10 protein-coding genes are annotated in these 14,137 nt (G+C 66.2%); 5 read left to right on the top strand and 5 right to left on the bottom strand.

Annotation, left to right across the window (positions count from 1 at the left end; translation table 11 throughout):
- Positions 1-209 precede the first annotated feature (209 nt).
- Positions 210-3,350 (top strand): efflux RND transporter permease subunit, encoded by a 3,141-nt coding sequence (locus IAE24_RS06125; RefSeq protein ID WP_199959064.1) that lies wholly within the window; start codon positions 210-212, stop codon positions 3,348-3,350.
- A 359-nt stretch (positions 3,351-3,709) separates the two neighbouring features.
- Here IAE24_RS06125 and IAE24_RS06120 read toward each other — a convergent pair whose 3' ends face one another.
- Complete coding sequence (locus IAE24_RS06120) at positions 3,710-5,557, bottom strand: S8 family serine peptidase (protein WP_199959066.1); 1,848 nt, start codon at positions 5,555-5,557, stop codon at positions 3,710-3,712.
- Between the two features lie 460 nt (positions 5,558-6,017).
- Between IAE24_RS06120 and IAE24_RS06115 the strand changes: the two genes are divergently transcribed.
- Positions 6,018-7,643: an ABC-F family ATP-binding cassette domain-containing protein gene (locus IAE24_RS06115; RefSeq protein WP_199959074.1), complete on the top strand. Its 1,626-nt coding sequence runs from the start codon at positions 6,018-6,020 to the stop codon at positions 7,641-7,643.
- On the opposite strand, the gene IAE24_RS06110 is transcribed toward IAE24_RS06115, so the two are convergent.
- A complete protein-coding gene (locus tag IAE24_RS06110) occupies positions 7,640-8,347 on the bottom strand; it encodes a Crp/Fnr family transcriptional regulator (protein WP_199959076.1) in 708 nt (235 codons plus the stop codon). The two genes, IAE24_RS06115 and IAE24_RS06110, sit on opposite strands and share 4 nt — an antisense overlap.
- A 126-nt stretch (positions 8,348-8,473) precedes the next feature.
- Between IAE24_RS06110 and IAE24_RS06105 the strand changes: the two genes are divergently transcribed.
- The 3 genes from IAE24_RS06105 to IAE24_RS06095 all read left to right on the top strand — a co-directional run bounded on the left by IAE24_RS06105 (position 8,474) and on the right by IAE24_RS06095 (position 11,078).
- Positions 8,474-10,135 (top strand): adenylate/guanylate cyclase domain-containing protein, encoded by a 1,662-nt coding sequence (locus tag IAE24_RS06105; protein WP_199959084.1) that lies wholly within the window; start codon positions 8,474-8,476, stop codon positions 10,133-10,135.
- Positions 10,136-10,285: 150 nt separating this feature from the next.
- A complete protein-coding gene (locus IAE24_RS06100) occupies positions 10,286-10,648 on the top strand; it encodes a DUF4148 domain-containing protein (RefSeq protein ID WP_199959086.1) in 363 nt (120 codons plus the stop codon).
- Positions 10,649-10,655: 7 nt separating this feature from the next.
- Positions 10,656-11,078, top strand: a complete 423-nt coding sequence (locus IAE24_RS06095) for a DoxX family protein (RefSeq protein WP_199959088.1) — start codon at positions 10,656-10,658, stop codon at positions 11,076-11,078.
- Positions 11,079-11,238: 160 nt separating this feature from the next.
- On the opposite strand, the gene IAE24_RS06090 is transcribed toward IAE24_RS06095, so the two are convergent.
- The 3 genes from IAE24_RS06090 to IAE24_RS06080 all read right to left on the bottom strand — a co-directional run bounded on the left by IAE24_RS06090 (position 11,239) and on the right by IAE24_RS06080 (position 14,066).
- A complete protein-coding gene (locus IAE24_RS06090) occupies positions 11,239-11,913 on the bottom strand; it encodes a GntR family transcriptional regulator (RefSeq protein ID WP_012207532.1) in 675 nt (224 codons plus the stop codon).
- Between the two features lie 71 nt (positions 11,914-11,984).
- On the bottom strand, positions 11,985-13,040 hold the full coding sequence (locus IAE24_RS06085; RefSeq protein ID WP_199959096.1) for a threonine aldolase family protein: 1,056 nt from the start codon (positions 13,038-13,040) through the stop codon (positions 11,985-11,987).
- A complete protein-coding gene (locus IAE24_RS06080) occupies positions 13,041-14,066 on the bottom strand; it encodes a tripartite tricarboxylate transporter substrate binding protein (RefSeq protein WP_071956849.1) in 1,026 nt (341 codons plus the stop codon).
- Between the last annotated feature and the right edge of the window lie 71 nt (positions 14,067-14,137).

Raw genomic sequence — 14,137 nt, 5'->3', positions numbered from 1 at the left:
GCTGTTAGCTTTGCAGCGGCTCCATGGATGAATGGCCCTGGCGGCAACACGCCGCAGGCCGAAGCCGCACCGGCAGGAGTTTCCTCCATCCCCATGCCTCCTGGCAATCTGGATTTGCATCCGGATGGCCTCTCAGATGTGTCGGCGCCAGGCGCCGTATTTTTTCCGCAGCGCGCCCTGGCGTGCATTGAAAACCAGACCTCGCGTCCATGCCACAGTTCTTCATTCACCGGCCCGTCTTTGCCTGGGTCATCGCGTTGTTCATCGTGCTGCTGGGCGTGCTTGCCATTCCGCAATTGCCGATCTCGCGCTATCCCACGGTGGCGCCGCCCACGGTGAGCCTGTATGCCACCTATCCGGGCGCCACGCCCAAGACGCTCAATGACTCCGTGGTCTCGCTGATCGAGCGCGAGCTGTCCAGCGTCCGCCACCTGCTGTACTTCGAGTCCTCGGTGGACACCTCGGGCTCGGCCGAGATCAAGGCCACCTTCAAGCCCGGCACCAACCCCGAGCTGGCCCAGGTGGATGTGCAAAACCGCATCAAGGCCGTGGAGCCGCGCCTGCCGCAGGCCGTGCGCCAGAACGGCCTGCAGGTGGAGTCGGCCACGTCGAGCTTTCTGCTGCTGGTGGGCCTGATCTCGCCGGGCGGCGAGTTCGACGAGCTGGCACTCAATGACTACATGGCGCGCAATGTCGTCGAGGAGCTGCGGCGCATCGAGGGCGTGGGCCGCGTGCAGCTGTTCGGCACCGAGCGCGCCATGCGCGTCTGGGTCGATCCGGCCAAGCTGATCTCCTACGGGCTGTCCATGGGCGACCTCACCCAGGCCATCCAGCAGCAGAACATGCAGATCGCCCCGGGCCGCGTGGGCGATGCGCCCATCGCCCCGGGCCAGCGCGTGACCACGCCGCTCACCGTGCAGGGCCAGTTGACCTCGCCCGAGCAGTTCGCGGCCATCGTGCTGCGCGCCCATGCCGACGGCTCCCGCCTGGTGCTGGGCGACGTGGCGCGCGTGGAGCTGGGTGCGCAGTCCTATGCCTTCTCCAACCGCGAGGATGGCAAGCCCGCCACCAGCGCCGCTGTGCAGCTGTCGCCGGGCGCCAATGCCGTGCGCACGGCCGCCGCCGTGCAAAAGCGCATGGCCGAGCTGGCCTCCATCCTGCCGAGGGGCATGGAGCACACCATCTCGTTCAATACCGCGCCCTTCGTCAAGATCTCCATCGAGAAGGTGGTGCAGACCCTGGTCGAGGCCATGGTGCTGGTCTTCCTGGTGATGTACCTGTTCCTGCAGAACCTGCGCTACACGCTGATCCCGGCCATCGTGGCGCCCGTGGCGCTGCTGGGCACCTTCGCCGTGATGCTGGTGGCGGGCTTTTCCATCAACGTGCTGACCATGTTCGGCATGGTGCTGGCCATCGGCATCATCGTGGACGACGCCATCGTCGTGGTCGAGAACGTGGAGCGCCTCATGGCCGAGGAAGGCCTGTCGCCGCGCGATGCCACGCTCAAGGCCATGAAGGAGATCACGGGCGCCATCATCGGCATCACCCTGGTGCTGACGGCGGTGTTCATTCCCATGGCGTTCGCCAGCGGCTCGGTGGGCGTGATCTACCAGCAGTTCACGCTGTCCATGGCCGTGTCCATCCTGTTCTCGGCCTTCCTGGCCCTGAGCCTGACACCGGCGCTGTGCGCCACCTTGCTCAAGCCGGTGGCGGCGGGCCACCATGAGAAGAAAGGCTTCTTCGGCTGGTTCAACCGCGGCTTCGAGCGGCTGACGAACCGCTACGAGGCCCATGTCACGGGCCTGGTCCGGCGCACGGGCCGCATGATGCTGCTGTTCGCGGCCATCGTGGCCATCCTGGTGTTTGCGCTGCGCCAGCTGCCCTCGGCCTTTCTGCCCGAGGAGGACCAGGGCTACTTCATGGCGTCCATCCAGCTGCCGGCCGATGCCACGGCCGAGCGCACGCTGGACGTGGTCAAGCGCTATGAGGAGCATGTGGCGCAGCGCCCCGGCATCGCCTCCAGCATCTCGGTGCTGGGCTTCAGCTTCGCGGGCTCGGGCCCGAACGCGGCCATGGCCTTCACCACGCTCAAGGACTGGGACCAGCGCGACGGCGCCACGGCGGGCGAGGAAGTCTCGCTCGCGCAAAAGGCCATGGAACACGCGCCCGAGGGCGCCATCATGGTGCTGCAGCCCCCGGCCATCGACGAGCTGGGCACCTCCTCGGGCTTCACCATGTACCTGCAGGACCGCACCGGCCAGGGCCATGCCGCGCTCAAGTCGGCCACCGACCAGTTGCTGGCGCTGGCCGGCAGCAGCAGCGTGCTGGGCTCGGCCTACCAGGACAGCCTGCCCTCGGGCACCAGCGTGCGGCTGGAGATCGACCGCCAGAAGGCCCAGGCCCTGGGCGTGGGCTTTGCCGCCATCAGCGAGACGCTGTCCACGGCCATGGGCTCGCTGTATGTCAACGACTTCCCCAACGCCGGGCGCATGCAGCAGGTCATCGTGCAGGCCGACGCGCCCGCGCGCATGCAGGTCGATGACGTGCTCCGGCTGAACGTGCGCAATGCCTCGGGCGGCATGGTGCCGCTGGCCGAGTTCGCCACGCCGGTGTGGTCGGAGACGCCGCTGCAGCTGGTGCGCTACCAGGGCTTCCTGGCGTCGCGCATCTCGGGCACGCCTGCGCCCGGCACGTCCAGCGGCGCGGCCATGGCCGAGATGGAGCGGCTGGCGGCCCAGCTGCCGCCCGGCTTTGCCGTGGCCTGGACCGGCCAGTCGCTGCAGGAGCGCCAGTCGGCCGCGCAGGCGCCCCTGCTCATGGCCTTGTCCATGCTGGTGGTCTTCCTGGTGCTGGCCGCGCTGTACGAGAGCTGGTCCATCCCGCTGTCGGTGATGCTGGTCGTGCCCCTGGGCCTGCTGGGCGCCGTGGCGGCCGTGCTGCTGCGCGGCATGCCCAACGATGTGTTCTTCAAGGTGGGCCTGATCACCATCATCGGCCTGTCGGCCAAGAACGCCATCCTGATCGTGGAATTCGCCAAGCAACTGCGCGAGGAAGGCCAGGACCTGCGCGAGGCTGCCATCAAGGCCGCACGCCTGCGGCTGCGGCCCATCCTCATGACCTCGCTGGCCTTTGCGCTGGGCGTGGTGCCGCTGATGCTGGCATCGGGCGCCAGCGCCGAGACCCAGCACGCCATCGGCACGGGCGTGTTCGGCGGCATGGTCAGCGGCACGGTGCTGGCCGTGTTCTTCGTGCCCGTCTTCTTCGTCTTCGTCCTTGAATGGCAGCGGCGCATCGCCGGGCCGCGCGGCAGCGCGCGCCGGCCGCCGCCCGCTGCCGACCCCGGAACCTGAACCATGCCTCTCTGGATCGCGCTCAACGCCCTGTGCTTTCAGGGCCACCCGCCGGCACAGTCTTCGAACCCTTGCGCGCCATCGGCGCCTGTCTCGGATAGCTTATGGGCGTGTGATCCGGTTGGTCGGCGCACTGTTTTCAATCAGGCTCTGGATGACCGGAGGCAGTCCATGGATATCGAGTGCAGGCATTCCGAAAATACCTCCTGAATTTGATATTTCATCTGCATTTTTCTGATGAAGAAAGAATATCATTCGGTAATTCGCGGGTGAAGCGCGCCGGCAATAAATAAAAAAGACATTGGCCGTTAGGCCAATGTCTTTAGAGAATGCTGAAAAACCGGAATCAATGGGGCATATCAATATCCATAGACTTCGATTTCGGCAAAAGCAAGCCATGAGTCATGGCTGTTTCCTTGAATCTTCACATAGCGGGTCGAGGTGGTTGGCAGTGTGATGTGAACAGGGCCCAGGTCAGAATGGTCTGGTTCATCAAAGTAGGCTAAATTGGTATTGACCGCATTGGACGATGATCCACCCCATACCGCAAAGTTGACACGGCGCAGTGCTCCGTTGTCAGGGGTGAGGTGAGATCTCATCGTTAACCGAACAGATGTGACGGTTTTGATGCTTCCCAAGTCTACGGTGATTTCGCCCCAGGGAGCTCCTGCATTCCAATAGCTGTTGATGTCATAAAAACGCCCGTCATATACTGTGTGTACATTCACGGGATTTGTTGGGGATGTGGCAGAGACTATGGGTAATCTCTTGGGTATCGAGTGTGTCGATGGCGCAGTGTAAACTACCTTTTTCAGTGGAATTCCAGCCTCTACATACCCTGTGGGCTGTAAGCTGTTTCTTATGTAGGTTTCACGTTCAATAGGACGAGTCTGGCTGTTTCCATATCTTGATGCAATTGCCGCAACAATCGGGGCAGAATATGAGGTTCCAGAGGAAATACGGATTCCACCTCTCGAGCTGGTAGATGTGATTTCATGCGCTGGAGCCCAAGCCTCAATACAGGGGCCGATAGTGGAGCCTTGTAGTTGAAATGAGTTATCGGGCTTATATCCTAAAGGCTGATACTCCCAATCTCCGCCTGACCATCGGGCGCCACTCCTGTTCAGACCTCCAACCACCATGATCCCGTCATTGACGCGTGCGTTGCCTTGGTAGTTGTAGGCATGCTGGCATGCATCCGGGCTGTCCGGATTTTGCGGAGTGGGTGGTATGCCTCCATAGAAGTTGCCCGAAGACAATGCAATAAAAAATCGGTTGCTTGCTGCGCGTAATGCCCATCCGACTCTTTTGTCCCAAGAATGTGTATTCACTATGCCGGGAGGCATATTGACGGAAACGCTTGCAACAGCAAAGTCGTCGCTGAGATCTGCATTGCGCAATGCTTCATCCAGCTTGCTGACTGGATCTGTTCCAGCCATACCGTACGCCTTGATTGGTTGTCCTGGATTTATGCCTCTTACAAGACTATTATTGCGCATGCCACCTATCAATCCGGCAATATGGATGACGTGATAATTTACATCCGTTGGTGAGGATTCATTGCTTATATCAATGAAATTTATTTCATTAGTGTATACCAATGGTGGTTGGTCTATCAGATAGTATTTGTTGTTGGTAGTGATCGAATCATTGGTGTTGGTTGCGGATTTGACCCACGAGACTACTTCATTTCCTTCATAAATGTCACCTACGGCTTGCGAGAATGTGGCATCATTTTGTGCTGCCTCTTCTTCATGAATTCCTGAAACCTCATTGAGTAGTATCAATTTCTCAGCTTCGCTTTGAGCCATTCTTGCATTGATGACGGGTGCTACCCACGAGGTAATGGATTCAATTTGAATGGTGTACTGATTATGTATCTTCTCGGCGACATACCGAACGGATCTCTGGATGTTATTGTTGGTTGATGATTCATTGATTCCGGCAGCAACCATATCCATTTCTATTTTTTGCAAAACAAACGGATTGAGGTGAATCCGATATAAGGAATCTGTGCCGGAAGAACTCCGTTGCTCAAAGCCGCGCTTGGTAAGCAGTTTTAATGGTTTTTCTTTATAAGGAAATTGATCAACGTCCGCATGCACCATCGTGGAGGAAATTCCAATTCCTATGGCAATTGCGAGGAGCTTCGGGCTTAGGCAGAGATTCATCACATACTCCAGAGTTGGCGAAATGGCCTCTGCCATTATGCAGTTCTGCACGTAAAAAAAGCTTACGCGATGAAGCTATGTGTGAAAAACTCCGAAGAAAATTTTTGGCTTGCTAATAATAAGTGGCCTAATAGTATCGGTTGAGATGAATAATTTTTTTTCCGGTCCGTCCTGAAGGAGATGACCCGTTTTTAGGTGTGCGGCCTTGAAAGGGAGAACTAGGGTGGATAAGGGTCTGGTGCTCATATTTCCAAAGTTTTCTGCATCGCTTCAACCGCCAAATGCTCGGGGCAGGTTGGCTCGTAGCGGTCTTGTCATCAGACACGCGGGGTGTAGGTCGGGGCCATGATTTACAATGGCGGCTTCGTTCGCCATTGCAGGAGGTATTCGTCCCATGCGCCATTGATGCTGCCGCTGTCCCAGCGGCCCGCTTTTCCCGACCCTGCCCACCGCACGCGCAATGCATGCAAAGCGGCAAGGAACTGCGTTGGCATCCATGAACTGCGATATGACGAATACCACGATCACGCTCGACGGCGTTTCCTGCGTGCTGCCCGATGGCAGCCCCCTTTTCTCCGATCTTTCCGAAACCCTCGACCACCGCCGCACCGGCCTGGTGGGACGCAACGGCGTGGGCAAGTCGCGGCTGGCGCGCATCCTGGCCGGGCTGGATGCGCCCTCGCAGGGCCGCTGCCTGCGCTCGGGGCAGGTGCTGTACCTGGCCCAGCGCACGGACTGGCATGACCAGCCTTCGGTGGCGGCGCTGGCCGGGCTGCAGCCCGCGCTGGAGGCGCTGGCGCGCATCGAGGGCGGCAGCTGCGATGCCCGGGACTTCGAGCGGCTGGCCGACCGCTGGGATCTGCGCCAGCGCCTGCAGGCCCAGCTGGAGCTGGCGGGCCTGGGCCATCTGCGTGCCGATACGCCGGGCCACGCCCTCAGCGGCGGCGAGGCCATGCGCGCGGCCCTGGCGGGCGCGCTGCTGTCGGGCGCCGACCATCTGGTGCTGGACGAGCCCAGCAACCACCTGGACCGCGAAAGCCGCCAGGCCCTGGCCGCGCAACTGCAGCGCTGGCCCGGTGGCCTGGTCGTGGTCAGCCATGACCGCAGTCTGCTGCAGGGCATGGAACGCATCGTGGAGCTGTCGCCGCAGGGGCTGCGCAGCTACGGCGGCGGCTACGCCTTCTATGCCGAAGCCAAGGCGCGCGAGATGGTCTCGGCGGTGCAACTGCTGGAGCAGCGCAAGCTGGAGCGCCGCCGCGAAACGCAGCAGCTGCGCGAGCAGCAGGAGCGCCAGCAGCGCCGCGAGGCGCGCGGCCGCCGCCAGGGCCAGGAGGCCAACCAGGCGCGCATTCTGCTGGACCGGCAAAAGGAGCGCAGCGAGGCGTCGGCCGGCCGCCTGCGCCGCCAGCATGCAGACACGCGCGAGGCGCTGGACCAGCGCGTGCGCGAGGCGGCGCGCCAGATCGACCTGCAGGCCGGCATCCGCATGCAGGCGCCGCCACCGGCCGGTGCTCCCTGCGACGTGGTGGCGCTGCTGGACGATGTGCTGCTGCCGTTTTCGTTGTCCACGGGGCCGCGCCTGAACCTGTCTCTGTACGGCGGCCAGCGCCTGGCCGTGACCGGTCCCAACGGCTGCGGCAAGACGCGCCTGCTCGATGTGCTGTCGGGCCGCCTTGCGCCCCAGGCGGGCGAGGTGCGCCGCATGCAGGCCTGTGCCTACCTGGACCAGCGCCTGTCCCTGTTGCAGCCCGGGCGCACGGTGATGGAGCAGTTGCAGGACGCCTGCCCAGGCACCCCCGTGGATGTGTTGCGCACGCGCCTGGCCTGGCTCGGGCTGGCGGCCCGGCAGGTGGAGCAGCCCGCGGACCGGCTCAGCGGCGGCGAGCAGCTCAAGGCCGCCCTGGCCTGCGCGCTGCATGCCGAGCCGCCCGCGCCCCTGCTCCTGCTGGACGAGCCCTGCAACCACCTGGACCTGCCTTCCCTGCAGGCGCTGGAGGCCATGCTGCGCGGCTACGCCGGCACGCTGGTCGTGGTCTCGCATGACGAGGATTTTCTGCAGGCCATCGGGCTGACCGAGCGCCTGGTGTGGTCGCCGCAGGGCTGGCGAATGGAGTCCGCCTAGCTTTCCTGCGCTATCAGCGCCTGCAGTGCGTTCACATCGGTCACCAGCAGCGCCTGGCGCCCCTCCTTGCGCAGCAGGCCGCGCCGGGTGAGGGCGCCCAGCTCGCGCGTGACCTGCTCGCGGTTGGTGCTGATCTTGCTGGCCAGCACCGAGTGCGAAGGCACGGGGCTGATGAGGGCCGTGTGCTCGGGCGATACGCCCGCCTCCCGCGCCAGGCGCAGCAGTTCCATGTGCAGGCGCGTGGGCACGCCCAGGGTGCTCAGTTCCATGACGCGGTCGGTCAGCCGCCGCACCAGGCCGGCCAGGCCTTCCATCATGCGCAGGGCAACGGCGGGCTCGCGCGCCAGCAGGGCCAGGAAGTCCTGGCGCGAGAGGCTGGCCAGCAGCGAGGATTCCAGGGTGACCACATCGGTGGAGCGGGCCTGGCCGTCAATGGCCGCCAGGTCGCCGAAGTGCTCGCGGGGCCCGTAGTCGCGGAAGCTGACCTCGCGCCCGCCCGGCGAATAGGTGGTGATGCGCACGCGCCCGCTGACCAGGAAGAACACGTCGCTGCCCGTGGAGCAGCGGCTGAACACGGGCTGGCGGGCCTGCAGCGGGCGCCATTCGCAGTCGGCGGCGATGCGGTCCAGGCTGGCGCTGCCCAGGCCCTCGAACAGGGCGATGCCGCGCAGGGCGAAACTGGAGGGCTGGGTGGGGTGGGCCATGGAACCAATAGCGGGCGTAAGGTACAAAGATTCTGGATCGGCCAGGCCCGGCCTAAGTTCCTTCAAGCTGCCGTTCTTGCGGTCTTCTCCTGTCTTCTTCCGCCGTCGGGCGCATCATCGCTTTCCATGGCCCGTGTCCCTCATCCGGCTTTGCCGGCTCTGCCGTCCCTGCGCAGCCTCCACTGGTCCACCGGCCTGGTGCTGTGGACCTATGCGGCGCTGCACCTGTTCAATCATGCCCTGGGCCTGGTCTCGCTGGGCACGGCCGAGGCCGTGCGCGAGGGGGTCCACGGCGTGTGGCGATCCCTGCCCGGCAGCCTGCTGCTCTACGGCGCGCTGGCCGTGCACATGGGGCTGGCGCTGCAGGCGCTCGCGCGGCGGCGCAGCCTGCGCATGCCGGCGCTGGAGGCCGTGCGGCTGCTGCTGGGACTGGGCCTGCCGCTGCTGCTGGCCCTGCACGTGCCGGCCACGCGGCTGGCGCAGGAGGCCTGGGGCGTGGACCCCTCGTATGCGCGTATCGTGCGTTCTTCCTGGAATCCGTCCAGCATGGCCATCCAGCTGCTGCTGATGACGGCTGCCTGGACCCATGGCTGCATGGGCCTGCACATGGCCCTGCGCGCGCGCGGCTGGTGGCGGCGCTGGCAGCCGCTGCTGCTCACGGCCGCCGTGCTGCTGCCCGTGCTGGCGGCGCTGGGCATCGTCTCCATGGCGCGCGAGATCGCGGCGGCCGGCCTGCCAGCGTCGGCCGGCCCCTCGCCCGAGGCATCGCAGTGGCTGCGCGCGCTGACGACCGGGCTGCGCCAGGGCTGGCTGGCCTGCCTGGCCGCGCTGCTGGCCGGCCCCTGGCTGTGGCGGCGCATGCGCCTGCGCGGCGCCCGCCAGGTGCTGCTGCACTATCCGGGCCGCACCGTGCAGGTGGCCCAGGGCATGAGCGTGCTCGAAGCCAGCCGCGAGCATGGCATTGCCCATTTGTCGCTGTGCGGCGGCAGGGCGCGCTGCTCCACCTGCCGGGTGCGCGTGTCCGGCCCGGCGGCCCACCTGCCTGCGCCAGGGCGGGACGAGCGCCTCACGCTGGAGCGCGTGGGCGCGCCGCAGGACGTGCGGCTGGCCTGCCAGCTGCGGCCCACGGGCGATGTGCAGGTGGCGCCGCTGTTCCGCTCGCCGGCAGCCGCCCAGGCCGGGCGGGGCGACGAGCAGCGCGAGGTCCGCGAAGTGCGCGCGGTGGCCATCCTGTTCGTGGACCTGCGCCGCTGGTCGGGCCTGGCCGAGCGGCAATGGCCCGTGGACCTGTCCTGGGTGCTGGACCAGTATTTCGAGCGCGTGGGCCAGGCTGTGCACGACAGCGGCGGCATGGCCAACCAGTTCATCGGCGACAGCGTGATGGCCATCTTCGGGCTGGATACCGACCTGGACACGGCCTGCCGCCAGGCCGTGCAGGCCAGCGCCCTCATCGACCGGCGCATGCAGGAATGGAGCCAAACCTTCGAGGCGCAGTTCGGCCAGCCGGTGGATTTCGGCATGGGCCTGCATGCGGGGCGCGCCGCCGTGGGGCGCGTGGGCTTCGAGCACACCACCACCTTCACGGCCGTGGGCGAGGTGGTCAATACGGCCAGCCGCCTGCAGGAATACACCAAGAGCGCCCAGGCGCGGCTGGTGCTGTCGCTGGAGGTGGCGCGCCGCGCGGGCGTGGCCGATGGCCTGGGCGAAGTCCGGCAGGTGCAGGTGCGCGGGCGCTCCGAGCCCCTGCAGGCCCTGCATGTGGCGCGGCCCGGCCTGCAGTGGCCGTGAGCGTGGATGGTGGGCGTGGACGGTGAGCGCGGGAACCGGAGAGTTTGCGCAAAGCTGTGCGTTTAGGCACTGACGTGCAGGCGGGCGAAGACGAGACTGCAGCCATGCAGAACGCAATCACGCGCTGCAGGATTTGACAAAGGATTCGCCATGAAGCACGCAAAGACCCTCTTCGCCATCACCGCCCTTTCTGCCGCCCTTTCCTCCGCCTTGTGGTCGGGCATGGCCTCGGCCGCCACGGTATCTGCAGAAACCTGGTTCGGCGCCGAGCCCGTCGCCTCCGGCCCCGCGCTGTCGCGCGCCGAAGTGCAAGCCGACCTGGCCCTGTGGAACCGCGCCGGCCTCAACGTCTACCGCGAGTCCGACATGAACCACTGGGATGCCGACTACCAGCAGCGCCTGGCCCAGTACCAGCGCATGCGCAGCGGCCCCGAGTACCTGGCCGAAGTGCAGCGCCTGGGCGGCTCGGTGAAGGCGGCCGAAGGCCAGGGTTCCGGCCGTGTCCCGGGTTGAGCCGACCATGCGCGCCGCAACGCATTCCGCTGCCCACGCCGCAGCATCGCCCTGGGCCGACTTCGCACCGCTGCTGGCCCGGGTGCTGCTGAGCCTGCTGTTCATCTACAGCGGCATCGGCAAGCTGATGGGGCCGGAGGGCACCATGGCCTATATCGCCAAGGCGGGCCTGCCGCTGCCCATGCTGTCGTATGCCATGGCGCTGGTGGTGGAGCTGGGCGTGGCCACGGCCCTGCTGCTGGGCTGGCGTACCCGCGAGGCCGCGGCCGTGATGGCCGTGTTCAGCGTCATGTCGGCGCTGATGTTCCACAACCAGTTCGGCGACAAGGGCCAACTGGTGCAGTTCCTGAAGAACCTGGCGATCGCCGGGGGATTCGTGCAACTGATGCTGGCGCCCGTGGCGCGCTGGAGCCTGGACGCGCGGCGTTGAATGCGAGCCAGTGTTGTGCGCTGAACACCGCCAATGAAACCGGCGCTGCCCAAAGCCGGGGACACCGAGGAAGGGCAGCCCCGCACCGAGGGTGTCGTCCCCCTCCCGCGTAGCGAGAGAGGGGGAAGGCGCGAAGCGCCTCAGGGGGTGTCTATTGTTTTCACACCTTGATGCCCTTCTCAGCCAGGCGTCGGGCGTAGGCGGCGAGGATCAGCCGCTCCGAATGCACCAGGTAGTCATTGAGCGCGGCAGCGGCCTCGGCCGGCTTGCCGTCCTCGAACTGCTGCAGGATGCGCGCATTCATGTCCACATAGGGGGCATGCAGGAAGTGCGGGTCGCGCAGCAGGCCGAAGGCCAGTCGCAGCTCGGCCAGCAGGTGCTCGAACATGGTGTCCAGGCGCTCGCTGTCGGCCAGCTGCACCACGGCCTTGTGGAAACTCATGTTGGCCGTGCCCACGCCCGACCAGTCCTGGGCCTCGCGGTGGCGCTGCGCTGCCTCCACGGCTTCGCGCATCAGGCTGCGAGCCGGGTGCATGGGATAGGCCTGGGCCAGCGCCTGGCACTCCACCATGCGGCGCACGCGGTAGATGTCGATGATGGAGGCGATGCTGGGCGCCGCCACCGACACGCCCTTGTTGGGCTCGTGCACCAGCAGCCCCTCCTTGGTCAGCAGCCGAAAGGCCTCGCGCAGCGTGTTGCGCGAGATCTGCAGGCTTTCGCTGAGTGAGGCCTCCGACAGCTTTTGCCCGGGCTCCCAGGCACCATCGATGAGTTTGCTGCGCAGCTGCTCGGTCACGCGGTCGGTCAGGTTGAGGATATCGGTGCTGCGGGTCATGGTGATGGGGGATGCAAGGGTCGATGGGCAGTGTAGCCAGGGCCGGCACTCCTGCCTGCCTCGCGTGGTGCTCAGTTGTCGTGATGCAGCCGCGTGAAGGTCTGCAGGGTGCTGTCCACGGCCTCGTCGTCAATGTGGCGGTGCGTGACCAGGCGCAGCAGGCCTGCGCTGCCCGTGCGCACCAGCACGCCGGCTTCGGCCAGGCGTGCCTCCCAAAGGCGCGCATCGGCCGCGCTGGTGCCTACGCGCACCTGCACGATGTTGGTCTGCGGCAGCTCGGCCGTGCACCATGCCGGGTGGATGGCGCGCAGGCCCTGGTGCAGGCGGCGGGCGCGTGCGTGGTCCTCGGCCAGGCGATCGACCATGTGCTCCAGCGCCACCAGGCCCGCCGCCGCGATCACGCCGGCCTGGCGCATGGTGCCGCCCAGCATGCGCCGTATGCCGCGCGCCCGCGTGATGAAGTCGGCCGGGCCCATGAGCACCGAGCCCACCGGAGCCGACAGGCCCTTGGACAGGCAGACGGTGACCGAATCCGTGTGCGCGGCGATCTCGCGGCAGGACAGGCCCAGTGCCACGGCGGCATTGAACAGGCGCGCGCCATCGGTATGCACGGGCACGCCATGGCGGGCGGCCAGGGCATGCAGGGCCGCCAGCGACTCGGGCGCCGCGACGCTGCCGCCCCGTGCGTTGTGGGTGTTCTCCACGGCCACGAGGGCGCTGGGGCAGCGCGCGGATGCCGAGGTGTCCAGCGCCGCTTCCAGCGCGGGCAGGGCGATCAGGCCGCCGTCGCCGGGCAGGCTGCGGTAGTGCATGCCGGTCAGGCCCGCGGCTGCGCGCTCGGCGTTCAGCAGATGGCTGCCGGCCTCGGCCAACACCTCGCCGGGCATGCGGCCATGGGCGAGCACGGCCACGAGGTTGCCCATGGTGCCGCTGGCCACGAACAGGCCTGCGGCCTTGCCAAAGCGCTGGGCCGCCGTCTCTTCCAGCGCACGCACCGTCGGGTCGCCGTCCAGGCCGTCGTCGCCCAGCGGGGCGCAGGCCATGGCTTCGAGCATCTGCGGCGTGGGGCGCGTGACGGTGTCGCTGCGCAGGTCAACGGCGTCGTGGTGATGGTGCAGGGAGGGCATTCAGTCCGCCTTGATGTTGCGTTCCTTGATGACGCGGGCCCAGCGTGCGGCGTCGGTCTCCATCTGGGCGCCGAACTCCGCTGGAGTGCGGGGCGTCAGTTCCAGCCCCAGGGACTGCAGCTTGGCCTGGAGCGCGGGCGTGGCCATGGCGCGGGCCACGGCATCGTGCAGCGCGGTCTGTATGCCGGGGGGCAACCGGGCAGGCGCCAGCAGGCCGAACCAGTGCAGCACGGTGAGGCCGCGCACGCCGCTTTCGGCCATCGTGGGCACCTGGGGCAGGGCCGGCGAGCGCTGGGCACCCGTGGTGGCCAGGGCGCGCAGCGCGCCGCTTTTGATATGGGGTATCACGGTGGGGGCCGAGGAGAACATGCTCTCGGTATGGCCGGCCACCACGTCGGCGACGGCCTGGCCCGAGCCCTTGTAGGGAATGTGGGTGATGAAGGTGTCCGTCTGCTGCTTGAACAGCTCGCCTGCCAGATGCGTGGCCGTGCCCGTGCCGCCCGAGGCGAAGTTGATCTGGCCGGGCCGTGCCCGGGCCATCGCGATGTATTCCTTCACGCTCTGCGCCTTGAGCTTGGGGTTGACGGCCAGCACCAGTGGCGAGGAGCCGATCAGGGCCACGGGCGTGAAGTCCTTGAGCGCGTCGTACGGTGTCTTGTAGAGACTGGGCGTGATGGTGTGCGGCATGTCGGCCAGGAGCAGCGTGTAGCCGTCGGGCGCGGCGCGTGCCACCAGCTCGGCGCCCAGCATGGCCGAGGCGCCGGGCTTGTTGTCCACGACCACGGGCTGGCCCAGTTCGCGCGACAGCTCCGTGCCCAGCGCACGGGCGATGTTGTCCGAGCCGCCTCCGGCCGTGTAGGGCACAACGATGCGCACGGGCTGCGCAGGCCATTTCTGCGCCAGGGCAAGACCGGGCAGGGCAGCCGCTGCCAGTATGAGCAGGCGGCGCTGCAGGCCCCGGTGCGAAGCGGGATGTGCAGCAGGGTGCAAGGCGGGGTGCGGAAGTGGGTGACGTTCGGCAGGCATGGCGAAGGCTCCTTGGTGCAGCGACAGGAAGAAACGATGGGCCGATCCGCCAGCGGCCTGGCCCGCAAGCC

It is taken from the genome of Delftia sp. S65 (genome assembly GCF_016516495.1).
In the GTDB taxonomy this organism is placed as follows: domain Bacteria; phylum Pseudomonadota; class Gammaproteobacteria; order Burkholderiales; family Burkholderiaceae_C; genus Comamonas; species Comamonas acidovorans.
This window is presented reverse-complemented; position numbering and strand designations above follow the sequence as displayed.

What these genes read in the sequence shown, in the direction of transcription:
- IAE24_RS06120 (WP_199959066.1), bottom strand. Translation starts at nt 5,557, where the DNA reads ATGGCAGAGGCCATTTCGCCAACTCTGGAGTATGTGATGAATCTCTGC.
- IAE24_RS06085 (WP_199959096.1), bottom strand. Translation starts at nt 13,040, where the DNA reads ATGCCCTCCCTGCACCATCACCACGACGCCGTTGACCTGCGCAGCGAC.
- IAE24_RS06115 (WP_199959074.1), top strand. Translation starts at nt 6,018, where the DNA reads ATGAACTGCGATATGACGAATACCACGATCACGCTCGACGGCGTTTCC.
- IAE24_RS06110 (WP_199959076.1), bottom strand. Translation starts at nt 8,347, where the DNA reads ATGGCCCACCCCACCCAGCCCTCCAGTTTCGCCCTGCGCGGCATCGCC.
- IAE24_RS06080 (WP_071956849.1), bottom strand. Translation starts at nt 14,066, where the DNA reads ATGCCTGCCGAACGTCACCCACTTCCGCACCCCGCCTTGCACCCTGCT.
- IAE24_RS06095 (WP_199959088.1), top strand. Translation starts at nt 10,656, where the DNA reads ATGCGCGCCGCAACGCATTCCGCTGCCCACGCCGCAGCATCGCCCTGG.
- IAE24_RS06100 (WP_199959086.1), top strand. Translation starts at nt 10,286, where the DNA reads ATGAAGCACGCAAAGACCCTCTTCGCCATCACCGCCCTTTCTGCCGCC.
- IAE24_RS06125 (WP_199959064.1), top strand. Translation starts at nt 210, where the DNA reads ATGCCACAGTTCTTCATTCACCGGCCCGTCTTTGCCTGGGTCATCGCG.
- IAE24_RS06105 (WP_199959084.1), top strand. Translation starts at nt 8,474, where the DNA reads ATGGCCCGTGTCCCTCATCCGGCTTTGCCGGCTCTGCCGTCCCTGCGC.
- IAE24_RS06090 (WP_012207532.1), bottom strand. Translation starts at nt 11,913, where the DNA reads ATGACCCGCAGCACCGATATCCTCAACCTGACCGACCGCGTGACCGAG.